The 22,095-nt window shown below is 69.1% G+C and carries 17 protein-coding genes and 1 tRNA gene; 8 read left to right on the top strand and 10 right to left on the bottom strand.

Annotated features, from left to right (window positions below; genetic code table 11):
* Positions 1–16: 16 nt before the first annotated feature.
* Together VLK61_RS19965 and VLK61_RS19960 are read right to left on the bottom strand one after the other, a co-directional pair.
* A complete protein-coding gene (locus tag VLK61_RS19965; protein WP_325423379.1) occupies positions 17–1,387 on the bottom strand; it encodes an ATP-binding protein in 1,371 nt (456 codons plus the stop codon).
* Positions 1,384–2,154, bottom strand: a complete 771-nt coding sequence (locus VLK61_RS19960) for a response regulator (RefSeq protein ID WP_325423378.1) — start codon at positions 2,152–2,154, stop codon at positions 1,384–1,386. Before VLK61_RS19960 ends, VLK61_RS19965 begins: the two co-directional genes overlap by 4 nt.
* 157 nt (positions 2,155–2,311) lie before the next feature.
* Here VLK61_RS19960 and VLK61_RS19955 point away from each other — a divergent pair, with 157 nt between their 5' ends.
* Both VLK61_RS19955 and VLK61_RS19950 read left to right on the top strand, forming a co-directional pair.
* Positions 2,312–2,803, top strand: coding sequence for a DUF2147 domain-containing protein (locus VLK61_RS19955; RefSeq protein WP_325423377.1), 492 nt, complete (start codon positions 2,312–2,314; stop codon positions 2,801–2,803).
* A 14-nt stretch (positions 2,804–2,817) separates the two neighbouring features.
* A complete protein-coding gene (locus VLK61_RS19950; protein WP_325423376.1) occupies positions 2,818–4,077 on the top strand; it encodes a cytochrome c biogenesis protein DipZ in 1,260 nt (419 codons plus the stop codon).
* Positions 4,078–4,093: 16 nt separating this feature from the next.
* Here VLK61_RS19950 and rocF read toward each other — a convergent pair whose 3' ends face one another.
* Both rocF and VLK61_RS19940 read right to left on the bottom strand, forming a co-directional pair.
* Entirely contained in the window at positions 4,094–5,014 is a 921-nt protein-coding gene (rocF, locus tag VLK61_RS19945; RefSeq protein ID WP_325423375.1) for an arginase, read from the bottom strand.
* 34 nt (positions 5,015–5,048) lie between these two features.
* On the bottom strand, positions 5,049–5,957 hold the full coding sequence (locus tag VLK61_RS19940; RefSeq protein WP_325423374.1) for a TIGR00730 family Rossman fold protein: 909 nt from the start codon (positions 5,955–5,957) through the stop codon (positions 5,049–5,051).
* 60 nt (positions 5,958–6,017) lie between these two features.
* Between VLK61_RS19940 and VLK61_RS19935 the strand changes: the two genes are divergently transcribed.
* On the top strand, positions 6,018–6,701 hold the full coding sequence (locus VLK61_RS19935) for an HAD family hydrolase (RefSeq protein WP_325423373.1): 684 nt from the start codon (positions 6,018–6,020) through the stop codon (positions 6,699–6,701).
* Positions 6,702–6,757: 56 nt separating this feature from the next.
* Here the strand turns inward: VLK61_RS19935 and VLK61_RS19930 are convergent, their stop codons facing one another.
* Complete coding sequence (locus tag VLK61_RS19930; RefSeq protein ID WP_325423372.1) at positions 6,758–7,513, bottom strand: HesA/MoeB/ThiF family protein; 756 nt, start codon at positions 7,511–7,513, stop codon at positions 6,758–6,760.
* Positions 7,514–7,735: 222 nt separating this feature from the next.
* On the opposite strand from VLK61_RS19930, the gene VLK61_RS19925 reads away from it, so the two are divergent.
* The 3 genes from VLK61_RS19925 to VLK61_RS19915 are packed head-to-tail and all read left to right on the top strand — an operon-like array spanning position 7,736 to position 11,239.
* The gene (locus VLK61_RS19925; protein ID WP_325423371.1) at positions 7,736–8,869 is read left to right on the top strand and encodes a hypothetical protein; all 1,134 of its coding nucleotides are present in this window, start codon (positions 7,736–7,738) and stop codon (positions 8,867–8,869) included.
* Positions 8,866–10,545 (top strand): vWA domain-containing protein, encoded by a 1,680-nt coding sequence (locus VLK61_RS19920; protein WP_325423370.1) that lies wholly within the window; start codon positions 8,866–8,868, stop codon positions 10,543–10,545. Before VLK61_RS19925 ends, VLK61_RS19920 begins: the two co-directional genes overlap by 4 nt.
* Positions 10,546–10,552: 7 nt before the next feature.
* Positions 10,553–11,239 (top strand): hypothetical protein, encoded by a 687-nt coding sequence (locus VLK61_RS19915; RefSeq protein ID WP_325423369.1) that lies wholly within the window; start codon positions 10,553–10,555, stop codon positions 11,237–11,239.
* Between the two features lie 62 nt (positions 11,240–11,301).
* On the opposite strand, the gene VLK61_RS19910 is transcribed toward VLK61_RS19915, so the two are convergent.
* The 5 genes from VLK61_RS19910 to VLK61_RS19890 all read right to left on the bottom strand — a co-directional run bounded on the left by VLK61_RS19910 (position 11,302) and on the right by VLK61_RS19890 (position 20,263).
* Positions 11,302–12,744 (bottom strand): S41 family peptidase, encoded by a 1,443-nt coding sequence (locus VLK61_RS19910; protein ID WP_325423368.1) that lies wholly within the window; start codon positions 12,742–12,744, stop codon positions 11,302–11,304.
* Between the two features lie 163 nt (positions 12,745–12,907).
* Positions 12,908–12,982, bottom strand: a tRNA-Arg gene (locus VLK61_RS19905).
* Between the two features lie 17 nt (positions 12,983–12,999).
* Entirely contained in the window at positions 13,000–17,268 is a 4,269-nt protein-coding gene (locus tag VLK61_RS19900; RefSeq protein WP_325423367.1) for a translocation/assembly module TamB domain-containing protein, read from the bottom strand.
* A 5-nt stretch (positions 17,269–17,273) separates the two neighbouring features.
* Positions 17,274–19,085 (bottom strand): autotransporter assembly complex protein TamA, encoded by a 1,812-nt coding sequence (locus tag VLK61_RS19895; protein ID WP_325423366.1) that lies wholly within the window; start codon positions 19,083–19,085, stop codon positions 17,274–17,276.
* 5 nt (positions 19,086–19,090) lie between these two features.
* Positions 19,091–20,263, bottom strand: coding sequence for a vWA domain-containing protein (locus VLK61_RS19890; RefSeq protein ID WP_325423365.1), 1,173 nt, complete (start codon positions 20,261–20,263; stop codon positions 19,091–19,093).
* 165 nt (positions 20,264–20,428) lie between these two features.
* On the opposite strand from VLK61_RS19890, the gene VLK61_RS19885 reads away from it, so the two are divergent.
* Positions 20,429–21,610 (top strand): sensor domain-containing diguanylate cyclase, encoded by a 1,182-nt coding sequence (locus VLK61_RS19885; RefSeq protein WP_325423364.1) that lies wholly within the window; start codon positions 20,429–20,431, stop codon positions 21,608–21,610.
* A gap of 200 nt (positions 21,611–21,810) precedes the next feature.
* Positions 21,811–22,095, top strand: a 285-nt coding sequence (locus VLK61_RS19880) for a hypothetical protein (protein WP_325423363.1), incomplete at its 3' end; no start/stop codon positions are given.

Here is a 22,095-nt window from a genome sequence, read left to right as displayed (position 1 = left end):
GACCGGGCGTGGCCGGTCACTGGGCGATCGGGCTGCGGGCGCGCATCGGCGCGGTGGCCAGCGGCAACGCGAGCCGGGCCTCCAGCCCGCCTTCGGGTCGGTTGTGCAGCGTCAGTTCACCGCCCAGCGCCATCGCCAGCTGCTGCGCAATCGCCAGGCCCAGGCCGGTGCCGCCGTTGTCGCGGTTGCGCGAGCTGTCGACGCGGTAGAACGGCACCAGCACCCGGGTCAGTTCGGCCTCGGGAATGCCTGGGCCGCGGTCGAGCACGGTGATGCGCACGCGGCCGGCTTCGGTGTGCAGCCGCACCTGCGCGGCGCCGCCGAACTTCAGCGCGTTGTCGATCAGGTTGGTCAGCAGCCGGCGCAGCGCCTGCACGCGGGTGATCAGCGGCGCGTCGAGCCGGCCGCTGAATTGCGCGTCGTGCCCCGCGTCGCTGGCATCGCAGACCAGGCCATCGACCAGCGCGTTGAGGTCCACCGCCTGCAGCGGCTCTTGCGCGGCCTGCGCGGTGCGGGCATAGGCCAAACCTTCTTCGACCAGCGCCTGCATGGCCTGCAGATCGGCCAGCAGCTTGTCGCGCAGGCCGGCGTCGTTGACCTGTTCGGCGCGCAGGCGCAGCCGGGTGATGGGCGTCTGCAGATCGTGCGAGATCGCCGCCAGCAGATGCAGGCGTTCGGCCAACTGCTGCTCGATGCGCTGCTGCATCGCATTGAAGGCCCGCGCGGCGCGCGCCACTTCCTGCGGGCCGAGTTCGTCGATGCGGTGGCCTGTGAGCGGACCCGCGCTGATGTGGGCAAGGGTGCCCGTGTCGTGGCCGGCATGCGAGGCGTCCGCCGCGGCGGCCAGGCGCGACAGCGGCCGCACCGCCAGCCGCACGCCCCACCAGGTGGCGGCGGCCAGCACCAGCAGCTGCAGGCCCAACAGCAGCGCGGTGCCGGTGGAGACCCAGGTCGTCGACGGGCGCAGCTGCAGCGTGAGCGGGCCGCCGTCGGCCAGCCGCAGCGGCAGCTGCAGCGTGGCCTGATCGGGCCCGCGCACGGGCGGACCGACGCGGGCCGCACCGATCTCGCCGGCGATCGCCGACGCCAGCAACAGAGCCAATGCACTGTCATCGGGGGCCGCCGCGCCGGCCGGTTGCAGCGTGTAGTGGTAGTTCTGCCGGGCCAGCCGCGGCAGCCAGTCGCTGCGCTCGGCGGCCGGCAGGCGGTCCAGCACGGCGACGGCGGTGGCCACGTCACGTCCGAGGTAGGCCGTCATCATGCTGCGGGTCAATTCGCCGCGTTCCCGCAGGATCGAGCCGAAGGTCAGCAGGTGCGCCAGCGCCAGCGCCGCGAACATCAGCAGCGCGATGCGGCCGAACAAGGTGCGGGGCCAGCGCAGGTTCATGACAGCTCGGCCGTCACGTCGGCGCAGAACACATAGCCGCCGTTGCGCACGGTCTTGATCCAGCGCGGCTCGCGCGGGTCCTCGCGCAGGCGGCGGCGCAGGCGGCTGACCAGCAGGTCGATCGAGCGGTCGAAGGCATCGGCCTCGCGGCCCTGCGTCAGGCTCAGCAGCTGGTCGCGCGACAGCACGCTTTGCGGGTGGTCCAGCAGCACCTGCAGCAGCCGGTACTCGGCGCCGGTCAGCGGCACCAGCGTGCCCTGGCCGTCGTGCAGCTGGCGGGCGATGGTGTCGACGCACCACTCGCCGAAACGGCGCTCGCGCGCCGCGGCCGGATCATGCCGCGCCGGTCCCATGGTGGACTGCATGTTGGGAGGCAGCATGCGCGTGCGCCGCAGCACCGCGCGGATGCGCGCCAGCAGCTCGCGCGTGGCGAAGGGTTTGCACAGGTAGTCGTCGGCGCCCATCTCGAGGCCGAGGATGCGGTCGGCCTCTTCGCTGCGCGCGGTGAGCATCAGCACCGGGATGGCGGCACTGGCGCTCGGCGCGCCGCGGCTGCGCAGGTCGCGGCACAGCGACAGGCCGTCCTCGCCCGGCAGCATCAGGTCCAGCACCACCAGGTCGATGCGGTGGCCAGCAAGCGCTTGGCGCATCTGCGGGCCGTTCGCGGCCGTGCTGACGCGGTAGCCGGCCTGCTGCAGGTAGGCGGCCAGCAGGCCCAGCAATTGGCGGTCGTCGTCGACCAGCAGCAGATGGTCTGGGGTGTCCATCGCGCCACCTTACTTGGTTTCGGCCGGCTGCTTTGTATCGCTCTTTGTCTGACCGTGCGGCCGACATCGTTGCTGACAAAACCGCGGACGCGTCGACACAGCCGGACGGGCGGCGCCGGATTCAATCGCCGCAGCTTGGACGAACCTGGAGTGCACGATGAAACAACTGCGATGGATGGGCCTGGTGGCGATGCTGGCCGGTGGGGCCGCGCTGGCCCAGACCTCGGCGGCCAGCGACCCGCGCGGCCGCTGGATCACCGCCAGCGGCAACCTGGAGGTGGAGATCGCGTCCTGCGGCGCTGCCTTGTGCGGCACCGTGACGCGCGTGCTCGGCAATCGCTCGATGACACCGGGCGGCGGCGAGATGCAGCCGGCCGATGCGCGTTCGCCGCTGGGCCTGCGACTGCTGAAGGACTTCAGCCCGCTGGCCGGCGGCGACGCGGCTGCTGCACCGAAAGAGTGGCGCGGCGAGATCTACAACCGCGAGAACGGCAAGACCTACCGTTGCACGATGAGCGTCAGCACCGCATCGCAGGCCGGCGGCGAACTGCTGCTGCACGCCTATGTCGGCCTGCCGTTGTTCGGCAAGACACAGGCCTGGCAGCGCGTGCCGGTGGCGGCCGCGGCGGCGGCTTCGGCGGCGCAGTGAGCGGGGACGTGGCGATGTGGCAGACCTTGTTCTCGCTGGGCGCGGGCATGGCCACGGTGGCCAGCCCCTGCGTGTTGCCTATCCTGCCGCTGCTGCTGGGGGCCAGCCTCGGGCCTGCCGGTGGCGGTGGTGGTTCGGCCTGGCGGCCGCTGGCGATCATCGTCGGCTTCGTGCTGGCGTTCTCGGCCGCGGCGGTGCTGTTCGGCGCGTCGACGCGGGTGCTGGGTGTCTCGCCCGAGGCCTTGCGCACGGCCAGCATCGTGCTGCTCGCGGGTTTTGGCTTGGTGCTGCTGTGGCCGAGCCTGCCGGGCCACTTGATGCGCCTGTTGCGTCCCTTGCGCCAGTTGCGCCGCCTGTTGCCCTTTGCCGGTCTGCCGGGCGACAGGCGACCGTTCTCCGGTCTGGTCGATCGGGCGATGGCGTTCGGCCAAGGCCCCGGGCTCGGTGCCGCGCTGCTGCTGGGCATGAGCCTGGGCGTTGTCTGGACACCCTGCGCCGGACCGGTGCTGGCCTCCATCCTGGCGTTGATCGCGACGCAGCAGCAGCCGGCCGAAGCCGCGGGGCTGCTGCTGGCCTATGCCGCGGGCGCCGGGCTGCCGATGCTGGTGATTGCCTACGGCGGCCGCGCGGCGGCGCAGCGGGTGCGGGCACTCGCGCGCCACGCCGAGGCGCTGCGCCGCGGCTTCGGCGTGCTGGTGCTGGCCACCGCGCTGGCGATGCAGGCGCAGTGGGATGCGTCGGCCGCGGCCTGGCTATCGACGCTGGTGTCGGCTGCCCGTGCCGAGCCGATGAAGGCGCCGCCGGCCCTTGCCGAGCCGGCGAAGGCGCCGCCTGTGCCAGCCGATGCGATAGCGCCCGAGTTCACCGGCCTGCAAGCCTGGTTCAATTCACCGCCACTGACGATGGCCGGTCTCAAGGGCCGCGTGGTGCTGGTCGACTTCTGGACCTTTTCCTGCGTCAATTGCATCAACACCTTGCCGCACCTGCAGCGCTGGCATCAGCGTTTTGCCGAGCGTGGCCTGGTGATCGTCGGCGTGCACACGCCGGAGTTCGCCCATGAGCGTGAGGCCGCGCAGGTGCAGGCCGCCATCCGGCGCCATGGCATCGGCTATGCCGTGGCCCAGGACAACCGCTACGCCACCTGGAGCGCCTGGCGCAACCAGTACTGGCCCGCGCTGTACCTGGTCGACCGTCAAGGCCGCGTCGTTTTCCGCCATGTCGGCGAAGGCGACTACGCACACATCGAGCAGCAGATCGAGCAGGCGCTGCGCTGAGCCCGGGGTGGCCTGTTCAGCCCCCGGCTCTCATCAGCGTGCTCTTGCCGAACAGGCTTTCGATCAGGTCCACCGCCACTTCGGCGGTGGCGTTGCGCACATCGAGTGCCGGGTTCAGCTCCATCACGTCCAGCGAGGCCATGGCGCCGGAATCGGCAATCATCTCCATGCACAGCTGCGCCTCGCGGTAGGTCGGGCCGCCCTTCACCGTGGTGCCGACACCGGGCGCGACATCGGGGTCGAGGAAGTCGACATCGAAGCTGACATGCAGGTGGGTGTTGGCGTCCATCGTCGCCAGCGCCAGCTCCATCGTGTGGCGCATGCCCATCTCGTCGATGTACCGCATGTCGAAGACTTCCAGGCCCATCTTGTGCACCAGGCGTTTTTCGCCTGCGTCCACCGAGCGGATGCCGATCTGGCGGATCCACTTCGGGTTGACCGCGGGCACCTGGCCGCCGATCTCGATCAGCGCCTGCGGCCCCAGCCCGCACAGGCAGGCCACCGGCATGCCGTGGATGTTGCCGCTGGGCGTCAGCACGCTGGTGTTGAAGTCGGCATGTGCATCGAGCCACAGCACGCGCAGCTTCTTGCCCGCCGTGCGGCAGTGGCGGGCCACGGCGCTGATCGAGCCCAGCCCCAGGCAATGGTCGCCGCCCAGCAGGATGGGCAGGCGGCCGTCCTGCAGTTCGGCGAACACCGCATCGTGCACGGCCTGGTTCCAGGCCACCACCTCGTCGAGGTGGCGGTAGCCTGCCACCGGTGCCGACCAGGGGTTGGCCGGGCCGCTGAGGTTGCCGCGGTCGATCACCTCCAGCCCATGGCCCTCGAGCGTCGACTGGATGTTGGCCACGCGCAAGGCCTCGGGGCCCATGCTGGCGCCGCGGCTGCCCGCGCCGATGTCGGTGGGCGCGCCGATCAGGCTGACTCGTTTGTTCATGGCACGCAGCGCAAAGGCGAGTGGGCGCGTCGGATCAGATGTCGTCGGCGAACTCGCCGGTCTCGGTGGGTGCGATGTCGAAGCCATAGTGCTCGGCCAGGCGCGACCAGGCGTCCTCGGCGGTCTCGACGAAGTGGAACAGGTCCAGGTCGCCGGGGCTGATCATGCCGGTGTCCACCAGGTGCTGGAAGTTGATCAACTTCTCCCAGAAGGCGCGGCCGAACAGCAGGATCGGGCGGCGGCGGCTCTTACCGGTCTGGATCAGCGTCATCGTCTCGAACAGCTCGTCCAGCGTGCCGAAGCCGCCGGGGAAGCAGACCAGCGCGATGCTGCGCATCACGAAGTGCATCTTGCGCAGCGCGAAGTAATGGAACTGGAAGCACAGCTCGGGCGTGATGTAGGCGTTCGGCTCCTGCTCGTGCGGCAGCACGATGTTCAGGCCGATGCTTTTGCCGTTGACCTCGTGTGCGCCGCGATTGCCGGCTTCCATGATGCCGGGGCCGCCGCCGGTGACGACGTAGATCGGCGTCTCCAGCGTGCGTGAGCGCTCGGTGACCAGGCCGGCGAAGCGGCGTGCTTCGTCGTAGTACTGGCTCATCGCCATTGCGGCTTCGGCGCGGCGCACCAGCGGTGCGTCGTCCGCGGCGCGGGCCTGGGCCAGCCGCGCTTCGGCGACTTCGGGCGGCAGGATGCGCGCGCTGCCGAAGATCACGATCGTCGATTCGATGCCCAACTCGGTCTGCACCATCTCGGGCTTCAGCAGCTCCAGCTGCATGCGCACCGGGCGCAACTCCTCGCGCAGCAGGAACTCGGTGTCGGTGAAGGCCAGCCGATAGGCGCTCTTCGGGCCGTCGTAGCGTGACGGCGGCTTGGCCGCATGGGCGTCCTCTTCGGCAGTGGGAAAGTTGCGGGCCGTCAGGTCTTCTGGCTTGGAGGTATCCATGCGCGCAGCTTAAGCCAAAGCGCAGCGCTTACGATCCGACATCAAACCCCCAACGCCGACATGACACCGCTGGCACTGACCCTGGACCTGGACGACACGCTGTGGCCGGTGTGGCCGGCGATCGAACGCGCCGAGCACCTGCTGATGGAGTGGTTGCACCACCACGCCCCGGCCACCGCGGCGGCGCACGACACGCGCACGCTGCGCGCCTTGCGCAATGAGGTGGAGCGCCGGCAGCCCGACTGGGCGCATGACTTCAGCCGCATCCGCCGCGAATCGATCCGCCTGGCCTTGCAGCAGCAGGGTGACGACCCGGCGCTGGCCGAACCTGCGTTCGAGGCCTTCTTCGCCGCGCGCCAGCAGGTGGACTTGTACGCCGATGCGCTGCCGGCGCTGGAGCGCCTGGCCGCACGCTGGCCGATCCTGGCGCTGAGCAATGGCAATGCCGATGTGCAGCGCATCGGCATCGGCCGCTTCTTTCGCGCCAGCCTGAGCGCACGCGAGTTCGGCGTCGGCAAGCCCGCGCCGATGATCTTCCATGCCGCCTGCCGGCAACTCGGCGTGGCGCCGGCGCAGGTGCTGCACATCGGTGACGATGGCGCGCTGGACGTGGACGGCGCGCTGAACGCCGGCCTGCGGGCCGCCTGGGTCCGGCGCAGCGGTTTGCCGGCCCCGGCGCCGCAGGGCACACCGCATCACACGGTGGACGATCTGCTGGCACTGGCGGACGAACTGGGCAGCTGACCCATCGGTGAGGCGGCCGCTCGGACGGTCGCTCTGAAAACCGCTCGGACTGCCGCTCAGGTGGCGCGTTGTGCGCACACCGGGCAGTCCGGCTGGCGGGCCACGCGGATCTCGGTCCACTCCATCGTGCGCGCATCCAGCATCTGCAAGCGCCCGGCCAGGGAACGGCCGACGCCGGTGAGCAGCTTCAGCGCTTCGGCCGCCTGCATCGTGCCGATGATGCCGACCAGCGGCGCGAAAACACCCATCGTCGCGCAGTGCGCGTCGGCCACGGTGGCCTCGGGCGGGAACAGGCAGGCGTAACACGGCGCCTCGGGCTGGCGGGTGTCGTAGACCGAGATCTGGCCGTCGAAGCCGATCGCGGCACCGGCCACCAGCGGCTTGTGATGGGCCACGCAGGCCCGGTTCACGGCCTGGCGGGTGGCGAAGTTGTCGCTGCAATCCAGCACCACGTCGGCCTCGGCCACCGCGGTGTCCAGCCACGCTGCATCGGCGCGCTGCAGTACCGGCATCACCTGCACATCGGGGTTGATCGCGGCGATGCTGTCACGGGCCGATTCGGCCTTGGGCCGGCCGACGCGCGCCAGGTTGTGCGCGATCTGGCGCTGCAGGTTGGTCAGGTCCACCGTGTCGTGGTCGACCAGCGTGATGCGGCCGACGCCGGCGGTGCCCAGGTACAGCGCCACCGGCGAGCCCAGGCCACCGGCGCCGATCACCAGCGCATGCGATTGCAGCAGGCGCTGCTGGCCTTCGATGCCGATCTCGTCGAGCAACACGTGGCGGGAATAGCGCAGCAGTTGGTCGTCGTTCATGTCGGCACCGCCGGGCCGTTCCCAAGGGGCCGACGCGCCCCAGCGTCACGAAGGGACGCCTTTGGCGTCTCTGGGGGCAGCGAACGAAGTGAGCGTGGGGGTTTCATCTCCACGAGCATATGACGTCTGCTGCCACTCGTCGCACGGTGACTTCCGGCCTCCTTAGCGCGCCGCATAATGCCCCCGGCCTCGCATGGTGGTCGGGGCGGGTATGGCGCACACATGGCGATGTCGACAGGCAAGCGGGCGTTGATCACACTGGCCCTGGCGGGCATGTTTGGCGGCGCCTTGTTCTTCGCGCTGCGGGGCCAACGCGAAGACCAGGCCCAGTGGCAGGAAGCCCAGGCGGTTGCCAATGCGGTGGAGTTGAAGGGCATCATCGCCCTCGATGTCGAGCCCTTCTTCAAGGACCCGCGGGTGATCAAGGTGCTGGCGGCGCACAAGCTGCCGGTCAGCGTGGTGCGCGTCGGCAGCCGGGAGATGGCGGCCAAGGTGGTCGCCGGGGCGTCGCCGGACTTCCTGTTTCCCTCCGGTGTCGTCGCCGCGAACCAGGTGGTCGATGCGGCGCGCAAGGCCAATATCGCGGCGGCCCAGGCCTCGCCGTTCTTCACGCCCATGGTCATCGCTTCGTGGGAGCCGATCGCCAAGATCCTGGTGGCCAACGGCCTGGCCAAGCCGATGAGCCCCAAGGTCTATGCGGTGGACATGGCCAAGCTCACCGCTGCGATGCTGGCGAAGAAGAAGTGGAAGGATTTGAAGGACGCAGCGGCCTATGACGTCAGCCGCAGCGTGCTGGTCTCGACCACCGACGTGCGGCGCAGCAACTCCGCCGCGATGTACCTGGCGCTGACCAGCCATGCGCTGACCGGCGACATCGTCACCGACCGCGCCGCCGCGCAGCAGACGGCGATGAAGCTGGTCGAGCTGTTCAAGCGCCAGGGCTACCAGGAGAACTATGTCAACGGCAACTTCGACGACTACGTGGCCATCGGCATCGGCAAGACGCCGATGGCCTTCATCTACGAGAACCAGCTGGTGAACTACGCGCTGGCGAAGAAGGGCGTCGGCGCCGACATGGTGCTGCTGTACCCGCAGCCCACCATCGTCAACAAGGTGGTCTTCGTGTCGCTCAACGAGCGCGCCAAGGCGCTGGGTGAACTGCTGGCCAATAACGCCGAACTGCAGGGCATTGCCGTGGAGTACGGCTTCCGCATCGCCGACACGCAGCGCTTCATGGCCGCGGTGCAGCCCACCGGGCTGGCGGTGGAGCCGCGCCTCACGCAGGTGGTGGATCCGCCCTCGTTCGAAATCATGGCCGAGATGATCGACACGGTGGCCAAGGAGATGACGCAATGATGAGCCGTCGAATTGCGACACTGCGCGCGACGCTGGGCCTGGCCGCGCTGGTGCTGCTGCTGGCGGCCTGTCAGCGCAAGGAGGAAGCGCCAGCACCGAAATCGGCCACGGCAGCGGTTGCGCAGACCGAGTTCAAGGTGCTGGCCACCAGCGACCTGAAGGATGTCGAGCCGCTGGAAGAGATGGTGCTCAAGGCCACCGGCGTGAAGCTGAAGTTCCGCTTCGGCGGCACCATGGAAAGCACCGAGGCGGTGTTGACCGGCAATGCCAAGTCCGATGCCGCGTGGTTCGCGAATGCCAAGTACCTGCTGAGCGATGCGCAAGGCCAGTCGCGCGTCAAGCTGCAGGAAAAGATCATGCTGTCGCCGATCGTCGTCGGCGTTAGCGAGTCGGACGCCAAGCGCCTGGGCTGGGCCGATCCCGCGGTGGCTGCCAAGCTGAGCTGGAAGGACATCGCCACGGCTTCGCGCAACGGCAAGCTGACGTATGCGCTGTCCAACCCCGCCACCTCGAACCAGGGCTTCATGGCGCTGATGGGCGTGGTGGCCGCGGCCAGCCAGAAGGCCGAGGCGCTGACCGCCGCCGATGTCGACCGCGGCGCGATCAGCGATTTCCTGAAGGGCTACAAGCTGCCCGGCGACAACTCGACCTACCTGTCCGAGCAGTTCATCCTGCAGCAGGGCACGCGCGTCAATGCCTTCATCAATTACGAGAGCTGGCTGCTGAGCCTGAATGCCTCGGGCAAGCTGCGCGAGAAGCTGCAGCTGATCTACCCGCATGAAGGGGTCAGCACGGCAGACTACCCCTTCATGCTGCTGGACGACAGCAAGCGCGCCGATTACCTGAAGGTCGCCGAGTACCTCAAGGGTGAAGCCGCCCAGCTGTGGCTGGCGCGCCAGACGCTGCGCCGGCCGATCAAGCCGGAGTTCGCCGCACGTGTCGAAGACCTGCTGCCCAAGGGCGGCATGCAGGTGGAACTGCCGTTCTCGCCGGACCGCGCACTGGCCGATGGCCTGATCGCGGCCTACCTGAACGAATTCCGCGCGCCCATCGCATCGACCTTCGTGCTCGACACCAGCGGCAGCATGCAAGGCGGCGGCCGCCGCCAGCAACTGGTGCAGGCCATGCACTACATCGCCGGTGCGGATGCCTCGCTGACCGGCCGCATCGCCAAGCTGACGAATCGGGAACGGCTGTGGCTGCAGCCCTTTGCCGAATCGCCGTATGGCCTGACGGCCTTCGAGGTGCCGGCCGGCGCCGCCGCCGCCAAGGGCGTGGCGCTGCAGGCGGACAGCGACGCCAAGCAGCAGACCCTGGCCAAGGTGCGCGAGTTCGCGGACGGGCTGAACATGACCGGCGGCACGGCGCTGTACGACGCGGTGTACGACTCGCTGAAGCACATGCTCGACGAAAAGAAGAAGAACCCGAAGTACCAGTACTCGGTGGTGGCCTTCACCGATGGCGAGAACAACAAGGGCCGCTCGCTGGAGCAATTCAAGCGCGACTACGCGGCGCTGCCCGAAGACGTGCGCGGCATCCCGGTGTTCATGGTGCTGTTCGGCGAAGCCAACGATGCGGCGCTGAAAGATCTTGTCAGCGTCACCGGCGGCCGCGTCTTCGACGCGCGCAAGACGCCGCTGTACAGCGTGTTCAAGGACATCCGGGCCTATCAGTAGAGACGAGATGGCTGCGAAGCTGTGGCGCCTGATTGCCTCGCCCGCCAACTGGTGCGGGCTGGGGCTGGCCATCGTGGTGCTGGTGCTGAAGGCGCTGGGTCTGCTCGGCACGCTGGGCCTGGGGCTGGCGGTGCTGGCCTATGCCGCCGGATTCGTGATCGGCGGCATGTGGCTGGGTTTTCCGTCGACCCAGGCGCCCAAGTGGGAAGCCTTGCAGTTCAGCGACGAAGGCGATGCGAATGAGGCGATGGGGCGGGCCCTGTCCGGTGTGCGCCGGCTCACCGAGCACAACCCGGACAACCGCATCCCGGCCAGCCTGCAGGCGCGGGTGCTGGAGCTGTGCAAGGCGCTCGAGGGCCTGCTGGACCAGTGGGAGCGCTCACGCGGCAGCTTGTCGCTGCAGGACAGTTTCCACGCCCGGCACATTGCAATCCAGTACTTGCCCGAAGCGCTGAACACCTACTTGTCGATTCCCGCGGCCTATGCCACCGGCAAACTGCTGGACAACGGCAAGACGGCGCAGGACACCTTCAAGGACACGATCGCAGAGCTCGAAACCAAGGTGCGCCAGCTCGGTGACGACCTGGCATCGCAGGATGCGCGTGCCTTCCTGCTGCATTCGCGCTTCCTGAAGCAAGAACTGGATGCCGGCGGCCAGCCCGATGGCCGCTTGTCGGACGGCGCGAGCCGGTGAATCCGTGGGGCCCGACTGAATAGCGGGGCAGTACCGGCGGCGTCATGCCGCCGGTAGGCGCCTTACTTGGTCTTGGTTTCGACGTCCAGCGCGGCCTTGCGCTCGGTGACCGTCTTGCTCACCGCGACCGGCCGGCCCTTGAGCTGGTTCAAGGCCTGCTCCAGCGGGAAGTCCAACGCGCTGCCGAACTCGGGCAAGGGCTTGGGGGGTTCCTTGCTCTTGGCCATCTGCTCTTCGAGCTTCTTCTTGGCTTCCTCGCGGGCCTTCTCGCGGGCTTCGTCCTTCTTTTCCTCGCCGTTGACGAGGTGCTTCTCGAGATCGGCCTCACGCATGCGCAGGGCGGCGAAGACGTTGCCTTCGGCGGTTTCATCGAGCCAGACGTCGGGCACGATGCCCTTGGCCTGGATCGAGCGGCCGTTGGGCGTGAAGTAGCGCGCGGTGGTCATCTTGATGCCGGTGTCGGCCGTCAGCGGACGCACGGTTTGCACCGAGCCCTTGCCGAAGGTCTGCGCACCCATCACGACGCCGCGCTTGTGATCCTGCAGCGCACCGGCGACGATTTCGCTGGCCGAGGCCGAGCCTTCGTTCACCAGCACCACCATCGGCACCGACTTCAACGCCGCCGGCAGCTTTCTCAGGGGATCCGGGCCGCGGCGCACGTAGTACTCGGGCGAGGCCTTCAGCGTGGAGCGGGACTCGGCGATCTGGCCGTTGGTGGACACGACGGTCACGTCCTGCGGCAGGAAGGCCGCGGAAATCGCCACCGCGCCTTCGAGCAGGCCGCCGGGGTCGTTGCGCAGGTCCAGCACCAGGCCCTTGATGTTGGGGTCGGTCTTGTACAGCTCGTTGACCTTGCGCACGAAGTCGTCGACCGTCGGTTCCTGGAACTGGCTGACGCGCACCCAGGCATAGCCGGGCTCGATGACCTTGGCGCGCACGCTCTGCACGTGGATCTCTTCGCGCACGATGGTGACAGGGAAGTTGCGGCTTTCGTCCTTGCGGAAGATCGTCAGCAGCACCTTGGTGTTGGGCTCGCCGCGCATCTTCTTGACGGCCTGGTCCATCGTCAGGCCCTTGACCGCCGTGTCGTCGATCTTGGTGATCAGGTCGCCGCTCTTCAGGCCGGCGCGGAAGGCGGGCGAGCCTTCGATCGGGGTCACGACCTTGACCAGGCCGTCTTCCATGCCGATCTCGATGCCGACGCCGACGAACTTGCCGGTCGTGCCTTCGCGGAATTCCTTGAAACTCTTCTTGTCGAAGTATTGCGAGTGCGGGTCCAGGCCGGACACCATGCCGTTGATGGCATCGGAGATCAGCTTCTTCTCGTCCACCGGTTCAACGTAGGTCGTCTTGACCATCTCGAACACGTTGGCGAGCTGCTTCAACTCGTCCAGCGGGTAGGGGGCCATCCAGTTCTGCGCGACGGCCTGCAGTTGAATGGTGGTGAGCGCGCCGGCGACCGCCCCCAATGACAGAAGCCCGACGACCTTGAGTTTGCGACCCATCTTCACCCACCTTTGGCACGCCAGGGTGCCATCCACGAACGACCTGGTCCAGTATAAGGACCACAAGCGTTCTACGACAGCGGGTACTGACAAAAGTTGCATTCCAGATGCGGCCGGAATGCGCAAACTTCTGTGAAGTTGCAAAGGGATGAAAGTGATGTCCTGGCGCCTCCGACAGGAATCGAACCTGTATCTAGCGCTTAGGAGGCGCTCGTTCTATCCATTGAACTACGGCGGCGGGCGTCGAATTCTGCCTCACCAGCGCCAGGACCAGATCACGTCCACCGAGTTTTCCCCGCCCGACTGCGCACGCAGCGTGAAGCGCTGGGCTACGCGGTAGATCAGCTGCCAGGTGCCGGTGGTGGCGTTGACGCTGCGCTCATAGCCGACGTACCAGCGCCGCGACAGTTGCCGGCCCAGGCTGACGATGGTTTCGCGCACTTCGCCTTCGGACTGGCGCAGCGAAAAGTCGGTCAGGCCCAGCGATTCGATCAGCTTGTCGGTCGGCCCCTTGTTGCCATCGCCGCCGGCCAGCAGGGCCACTGCGGCGCGCTGCAGCAGCGCGGTGTCGGTGCGGCCCAGGCCGTCGGGGCTGCGGCCCAGCACCAGCCAGGAGAGCTTGTCGAAATCGGCCATCTCGGGCTCGCTGGTCAGGCGGATGCGCGGGTTCTGCGCATTGCCGACGACGCTGACGCCGACCACCACGTCCAGGTTCGGCCGGATCGCCAGCACGTCCAGCCGCGGGTTGTCCATCGAGCCCAGGAAGACGATTTCGCCGCGCGCGATCTCCAGCTTCTGGCCGTAGGCCGCATAGGTGCCGCCCTGCGTGCGCACGCTGCCGTTCAAGGCCAGCCGGCCGCCGGGGCTGCTGACGCGCAGGTCGCCGCGCAGGCCGGTGTCGATGCCGCGGCCTTTCAATTGCAGCTTGTCGCCCAGGTCGATGCGCACGGCGACCTGGGCATTGCGCAGCGGCGCCGGCAGCGCGTCGGCGGCTGCTGCGCCGTTGCCGGCGGCCGATGCTGCCGCGCCCGGCGCCGCGGCTGAGCGCGCTGCGGCCGACCCGTTGGCCCCCGGGCCGGCCGCCGACGCTGCCGATGCGACGGCGCGGTGCACCCTCACGTCGCCGTCCAGCGACGGTGCATCGGAGCGGCTCAGGTCGACCAGGCCTTCGTCGACCTTGAACTGGCCGTCCAGCTGCAGCTGGGTGGCGTCGAGCTTCATGTCGGCCTGGCCGCTGGCGACGATGCGGCGGTCGATGCGGCCGAGCAGCCGGAAGTGGTCGGCGGCCAGTTTCAGCTGCGCGGTCGGCTTTTCACCCAGCGTGGCGCCGCCGGTCAGCGTCAGGCTGCCGTCGCCGCCGCGGAAGCTGAAGCGCTCGATCTGCGCGCGCTCGCCGCTCAGGGTGATTGCCAGGTCGCCGTCGCTGAAGTTCACGCCTTGCAGCAGGTTGCGCAGGCCCAGGCCGCTGCCGTGCATCTCGCCGCGCAGCTCCGGCGCATTGAACTTGCCGCCCAGCGAGGCCGTGGTCCGCAGGTTGCCCGCCAGCCGCCAGCCCGGCGGCACCCAGGTGCCCCAAACGCCGAGGTTGGCCACCCGCGCCTGCAGCACGCCCTCCATCGGCGCCTCGGGCGCCGGCCAGCGGCGTTCGGGCGTCGTGCGGATCACCTGGGCACCGGCGATCTCGCCGACCTGGCGGCCGGCCAGGCCTTGCGCAAACTGCCACAGCCCATCGTGCACGCCGAGTGCCAGGCGCAGGTCGGTGAGGCCCAGCGCCTGGCGGTTGCCGAGCTCGTCGGTGATGGCCAGGTCGCCGCCGCTGCGCTCGAGCACCACGTCGGCGTCGAGCTTGCGGTCGCTGCGGATGTCGATGCGGCCGCTGATGCTGAGGTCGCCGCTCCAACCCATCGTCGGTTGCAGGCGCTTCAGCCAGCTCGCGACATCGATGCGCTCCAGCTCGGCCGACAAGCTCAGCCGCGACGCGTCGGGCGCCGAAGCAGGTGCCGCCTGCCACTGCACCTGCTGCCAGCGCAGCGCCGAGTTGAGCAGCTCGACGCGGCCTGGTGCCAACAGCAGGTTCAGCGGCGCGCCTCGGGCGTCGAGCGCCAACTCGCCACTGACCTGGCTGGTGGCGAACCACGGGGCGCTGCCTTCGGCCGCGTCGCGCGAGCCACCGCGCAGCGACAGGTTGCGCAGGCGCCAGCGGCTGCCGTCGTTGCCGGCCTGCCACTCGCCCTGCAGCGCCGCGTCGATGCGGCTGCCGCTGCCGGCCGGGCCGGCCAGATTCTCGGTCCAGGCGGGTGGCTTCATCGGGCTGTCGGCCGACAGCCGCAACTGGTGGCTGGCCAGGCTGCCGCTCACATCGGCCGTCAGGCGGTCCAGCTGCACGGCCGTGCTGGGTTGCGTCGCGACCTGGAGGCCGCGTGCCGCGAGCTTCAGCGACAGCGGCTGCTGCGCCGTGTCGCCATGGGCCCAGCTGAGATCGGCCTGGGCCAGCGCGGCATTCGGGCTGCGCAGCGCGCGCAGCGCCAGTCGGCCGTTGCTGCGCCAGGCCAGCCAGCGGCCGTCGAACTCGGCCTCGCCTTCCAGTGCGCCGGCGCTGGGCAGCCAGCCGGCGCTTGCCGGTACCGCGTCGCCGACCAGGCGCAGCAGCGGCGCGAGTGCGGCCAGCGTCGGCGCAGCGATCTGCACGCGGCCGCGCTGGCTGTTGCCATCGGCGCCGAACTGGCCTTCGGCCGTCATGCGGTTGCCGGCCGCCTGCAGCGTGGTGCCGAGTTTCAGCGTGGCATCGCTGTTGGCCAGCGACAGCTGGCCGCTCAGCGCCACGCCGGCCAGCACGCTGTCGGCCAGGTCGAGCTTCAGGTCGCCGCGCCAGGCTTGTTGCAACTGCAGAACCGGTCCGGCCGGGCGCACGGTGCCCGGCTGGTCGCGCCACAGCAGCTTGGCCTCGGCGCGGCCGTTCAGGCGATGCGGCCCCTGGCGCCAGGCGGACTTCGCGTCGCCGCGCCACCATGGCAGCGGGTCGAACTGCGCCAGCTGGGCCTGCAGCGCCAGTCGCCAGCCGGCCGTTTCACGCCGGGCCTCGCCGCTGGCCGTGGCGCGCGCCGTGCCGGCGCTGGCTTCGGCCTGGCGCAGCTGCCAATGCTCAGCATCGCCTTCGGCGTCCAGCTTCAGCTGCACCGGCACGCCGCTGCGGTCCAGCGACTGGCCGGCCAGCTGGGCCTGCAGGGCGATGCGCGGCGTGGCCGGCGCGCTGGCGCCTGCAGCCGGCAAGCCGCTGGCCTGCAGCGTCAACGGGCCGCTGACGCGCAGCGGCGCTGCGCGAGCATCCAGCCGCGCGGGCTGCACCGCGTCGAGCTGCAGCGTCAGCTCGAGCTTGTCGCCGGACCAGCGGCCGCTGCCGCGCACCGTGCCGGCGGTGGCCTGCGCGTCGGCCAGCGTCAGCTCGAAGTGCTGCAGCGCCAGCTGGTCCAGGCGCCGCGGCTCGCCGGCGATGTCCAGCAGCAGCCGGCGCAGCGGCAGGCGGGCTTCGTCGATGCGGCCCGGCTGGGCGTTGTCCAGCTGCAGCTTGGCGCTGGCGCTGCGATCCAGCCCGCTGGTGTGCACCTCGGCGCTGCCGCTGATGGCGGTTTGCGGCAGGCGCGCGGAGAGCGCGGCCAGGTCGAGCTGCCGCGTCGTCAGCGTCAGCGCGGCCAGCGGCCAGCCGGTGAACGGCGTGACCGTCGCCTTGGCCTGCAGCGCAGGCGCCGCGTGGCCTTCGCTGGCTTCGCCTTCGGCCGACAGCTGCAAGGCAAAGCGCGCCAGCGGCCCATCGGCCTGCGCCTGCGCCTGCCAGCGGCGCCCGCCCAGCGATTCGGCCTGCAGCCGGGCCTGCAGCGCCAGCGTATCGACAGCGCCGATCTGCAGGCTGCCGCGCAGACGGGCCTGCTCCCAATCGACTGCCAGCGCGTCGAGGCGGTGCAAGTTGCCGTTGTCGGCGCCGATGTCGACGCGGGCCTTCAGGCCCAGCAGCGGCGCCAGCTCGTCGATTTGCGTCGTCTCGACTTGCAGCGACTGGATCTGCAGCGCCAGCGGCGAACGCAGGTCGGTCAGCACGACCGGTGCGCTGGTCGAGGGCGGCCCGCTGCGGAAAGTCAGTTGGCGCACGCGCAGCTGCTCGATGCGCATGCGCGGCAGGCCGCGCCAGTGCCAGGGCTTGTCCTGCAGCTCCAAGCCGTGCAGCACCAGGCCGCGCAGCTGCAGCCGGCCGGCGTTGCCGGGCAAGGTCCAGTCGAGCTGGTCGATTTCCAGATGACCACTGGAGAAACTGCCGCGCACGCCCTGCGTGACCAGTCCGGACACCTGCCCCAGGCCCCAGGGCAGCGTGGATTCGGAGCGCCACAGGCCGATCAGCAGCAGCACCGGCGCCACGACGACCAGCAGCAGCACGGCCAGCGCCCAGGCCGCGCGGCGGCGGGCGCGGCGCGATTTGGGCGGCGGCGCCGGTGGGGCAGCACCGGCTGGCGTCGGATCGGGGCTGTCGTCCACGGGGTTCAAAATGCGATGCCTACGGAGAGGTGCAACCGGGCCTTGCGCAGCTCTTCGCCCCAGGCCAGGTCGACGCGCAGCGGGCCGATCGGGCTGCGCCAGCGCAGGCCGACGCCGTAGCCCAGCGCGGGCTTGTAGTCGGCCCAGCTGTCGGCGGCGCGGCCGGCGTCGACGAAGACCGCGCCCCATACCGCCGGCAGCTTGGCGAAGATCGGCCGCGCGATTTCGGCGCTGCCGGTCAGCAGCACGTTGCCGCTGATGATGTTGCCGTCGCGCAGCGGTGCGAGCGTGCGGTAGGCGTAGCCGCGCACCGAATCGTCGCCGCCGGCGCGAAAGCCCAGTGCGTCCGGCACGATCACCGCATCACGCTTGATGATCTGCCCGGCTTCGATGCGTGCCGTGCCGAACCACTGGCCGCCCAGCGGCCAGTAGCCGGTGAGCCGGCTGTAGACGCGGCCGAAGGGCCCGCGCTCGCCGACGTTGCTGCTGGCCTGGCCGGCGCCCAATTGCAGCGACGCGCTGTAGCCGCGCGTTGGCAGCAGCACGCTGTCCAGTCGTCGCAGCACCAGGTGAACGTTGCCGCTGATCGCGCGGGCATCGATCAAGCCGCCGCTGTTGAGGCTTTGCCGGGAACGCAGGAGCTCGCCGAAGTACAGGCGCTCGAGCTGCGGCGTGTCGGTGGTGCGGCCCAGGCGCAGGCGCTGGGACAGCACGGTGTCGGTGTCGCCCTTGACCCGCTCGGCCTGCACGCCCAGCAGGTTGCGGCCGAAGTCCTCGCCGGGGTGGCTGTAGAAGTCGGCGGTCAGCTTCTGCGCGTCGCGGCCCCATTCCAGCTTGTTGTAGCTGGTGACGCGTGCGCCGAACAGCTTGCGGTGGGTGTGTTCGATGGAGATGCGCGGGCCGGTGTTGTCGCTGAAACCCGCGCCGATGGTGGCCTGCTGCAAGGGCAGCTCGGACAGGCGCACGCTGACCGCGGCGCCACTGGCCTGCGCGGCGTCCGGATCGAAGCTGACCGACACTGCCTCGAACAAGCCGCTCTTCTGCAGCCTGTCCTGGTAATCCAGCAACAGCGTTTCGGTCAAGGGCGTGCCGGGCCCGAAGCCGGCCAGGCGCCGCACGGTGCGCTCGTCGTGCAGCTTCAGGCCTTCGATGTGCAGCGGGCCGGCCAGGAACAGCGGGCCGCTGGCCAGCGTGACCGCGAGCTGTGCAAGGCGCGTCGGCACATCGACATCGGCCTGGCTGTGCTGCACCGTCGCCGAGGCAAAGCCGGCCGCACGCAGCCGGGCCAGCCACTGCAGCTTGGTCTCGGACCAGTCGGCATTGCGGAACGGGCTGCCTGGGCGCAGCGGGCCGGCGGCCTGCAACTGCTTCTCCAGCGCCAGGGCCTGCGGCTCCTTGGCGGCCAATTGCTGAGCGAACATGCCGTCGAAGGACAAGCGCACGGTGTCGACTTCGGCGCGGGGCCCCGGTGTCACACGCACGCGCACCCGGGGCGGGCTGGTGTCTTCCCGCGTGACCTGCACCGTGGCCTCGAAGAAGCCTTCGGTCTGCAGCAGCTCGCGGGCTTGCGCGGGCGTGGCGGCAATCAGCCGCGCCCATTCGGTGTCGTCCAGGGATTCGTCGACGCGCATCGCCGCCAGCCGCGCCAGGTCCAGGTGCTGCTCGAGCAAGGCTTTCGACGGGCCTGGGGCTTCGACCACCAGCACCAGCGGCGGTGGCACGGTGTCCGCCGCGGCAGGTGCCGGCTTCAGCTGGGCGCAGCCGCCGCCGAGTGCGGCGATCAGCAGGGCCGCAGCCCAGACGCGCCAATCTCTCACTTCCCTCACTTGCTGAGCAGCCGCATCGCCCCCTCGAGCCCGGCCAGTGTCAGCGGGAACATGCGCTGGTTCGTCAACTGCTGGATGATCGAGATGCTCTGGCGGTACTGCCACACGCCTTGCGGCTCGGGGTTGATCCAGGCGAACTTCGGGAACGCGTGGGTCAGGCGCTGCAACCATTCGGCGCCCGGTTCTTCGTTGTTGTATTCGACGCTGCCGCCGGGCTGCAGGATCTCGTAGGGGCTCATCGTCGCGTCGCCGACGAAGACCAGTTTGTAGTCCTTGTTGTACTTGCGGATGATGTCCCAGGTGGCCGTCTTCTCGCTGTAGCGGCGGCGGTTGTTCTTCCACATGAAGTCGTAGACGCAGTTGTGGAAGTAATAGAACTCGAGGTGCTTGAACTCGCTCTTGGTGGCCGAGAACAGTTCTTCGACGCGGTGGATGTGCTCGTCCATCGTGCCGCCCACGTCCATCAGCAGCAGCACCTTCACCTTGTTGTGGCGCTCGGGCACCATCTTGATGTCCAGGTAGCCGGCATTCGCCGCGGTGCAGTGGATGGTGTCGTCGAGGTCCAGCTCGGTCTCGGCGCCTTCACGCGCAAAGCGGCGCAGCCGGCGCAAGGCCACCTTGATGTTGCGCGTGCCGAGCTCCAGCGTGTCGTCGTAATCCTTGTAGGCGCGCTGGTCCCAGACCTTCACCGCACTCTTGTTGCGGCCCTTGTCCTGGCCGATGCGGATGCCCTGCGGGTTCACGCCATACGCGCCGAAGGGGCTGGTGCCGCCGGTGCCGATCCATTTGCTGCCGCCTTCGTGGCGCTCCTTCTGTTCTTCGAAGCGCTTCTTGAGCGTCTCCATCAACTCGTCCCAGCCCATTTTCTCGATCAGCGCCTTCTGCTCGGGCGTCAGTTCGAGTTCCAGGTTCTTGCGCAGCCAGTCCAGCGGCACTTCCTTGGTGAAGTCGGCCAGCATCTCCACGCCCTTGAAGTAGGCGCCGAAGGCACGGTCGAACTTGTCGAAATGGGCTTCGTCCTTGACCAGCGAGGCGCGCGACAGGTAGTAGAACTCGTCGACCGAGGGGCCGATGACCTCGGCCTTGATCGCTTCCAGCAGCATCAGGTATTCCTTGACCGAGACCGGCAGCTTGGCCGCGCGCAGCGTGAAGAAGAAGTTGATCAGCATGGTCAGGTCCCGGTCGGGGGCGGGCAGGGCAGGGTCAGGTGGCGAGCATAGCCGCAGCACAGGGGCCGTGCAGACTTCACACGGGGTGTTCCGCCGGGCACGCAGCATGCTCTGTGTCGGCCTAATTGTCTCAAGTTGTGAACTATCTCGGTCGATGACCCGACGATGCTGGGAAACGTCGCGCTCACTCTGCTGACCTTGCTGTTGCTGCTGCTCGCGGCTTCAGCCGGCTGGGCGATGGCCGGGCGGGCACTGAACCTGTCGCAACGGGCGGCGCGCCACTGGACCTGGTCGGCGCTGTTCTGTGCCTTCAGCCTGGCCTTGATCCTGGCCCGCGGCACGGCGCCGGATTGGCTGGCGATGAGCGGTGGCAATGTGCTGAGCGTGCTGTCGGTGCTGGCGATGCGCCGCGGCGCATTGCTGTTCCTGCGCCAGCCGATGGCCGACAGCGAAGCCGTGCTGATACTGGTGCTGGTGACGGTGTCGAACCTGCTGGCCCTGCTGTTGCCCGCGGCCCATGTGCACCTGGCCCAGGTGATGCTGACCTGCGGTGCCCTGGCCTGGACGCTGATGCGCATGAGCGTGCAGACCTACCCGACCTTGCGCGGCGAGTTCGGCGAGCGCACCGCCTTCCTGCTGGTGGCGCCGCTGGTGGCCGGCGTGGCGATGTTCACGCTGCGCATGACGGTGGGCTTCATTCCCCAGGCGCCCACGCTGCAGCCGCTGCCGATGGACACGCCCTTGAACGTGGCCTCGGCGCTGCTGATCCTGCTGTTGACGCTGCTCCAGCACGCCAGCATGGTGGTGATGGCGCTGCAGCGCATGGTGCGCAAGCTGCGCCACCTGTCGCAGCGCGATGCCCTGACCGGCCTCTACAACCGCGCCGAGTGGACGCGCCAGCTCGAAGCCCAGCACCGCTGGCTGGGCCGCTTCGGCGAGCCCTTCGGCGTGCTGATGATCGACATCGACCACTTCAAGAAGATCAACGACACGCTGGGCCATGCCGCCGGCGACGCGGTGCTGCTGACCGTGGCCCAGGTGCTGACCGCCTCGGCCCGCGAGGTGGACGTGATCGGCCGCCTCGGCGGCGAGGAGTTCGGCGTGCTGCTGCCGCGCTCCGAGCACATGACGGTGCGCCGCGCCGCCGAGCGCCTGCGCCAGGCGCTGGGTGACGCCGAGACGAGCTGGAAAGACCAGCCGATCCGGCTGACCGTGTCGATCGGCGCTGCGCTGGGCACCGATGCCGACGAAGCGCCCAGCCATGTGCTGGAGCGGGCCGATCGGGCGCTCTACCAGGCCAAGAACAATGGCCGCAACCGCACGGTGGTGGCGCGTATCGCGAGCTGAGCGCCGGCGCGTCGCGCTCGCATGGGCAGGCTGAGCAGAGCCGCGGCGAACAGAGTGGCGCACCGCGCTGGGGTCGATCCCAGTCGGACTCGTCCGATTGGGACAGATCACGGCTTGTTGCGTTTCGCTCGACGCCATGAAATGACACCACGTCGCAGTCATGTCGACACGCGCCGTCCCCTCGATCAAAGGAGCGTCCCATGTCTTTCAATTTCGCCGTCAGTGGCGGGGTTTCGACCGCCTCGTTGCATGCACTGTCCAGCATTGCCCTTGAGCAAGCTGCCGCCCACTCGGCCTCCAGCACGTCGGCCGCGTCGGTCGACGATGTGCCACCGTGCGGCACACCGACGCCGGGCCATCCGCCGATTCCGCACGGGCTCGGCTCGCTGCTCGGCTCGCTGCTGGACAAGGTCGCGCTGAACCCGCAACCGCTACCGCCGAAGGACGCTGGCGCCGCATTTGCTGGCGGCAAGATCGCTGCATTC

This window comes from Aquabacterium sp. (genome assembly GCF_035476535.1).
Lineage (GTDB): Bacteria > Pseudomonadota > Gammaproteobacteria > Burkholderiales > Burkholderiaceae_C > Pseudaquabacterium.
The sequence above is the reverse complement of the archived record's forward strand: the minus strand, read 5'-3'. Positions and strand labels throughout refer to the sequence as shown.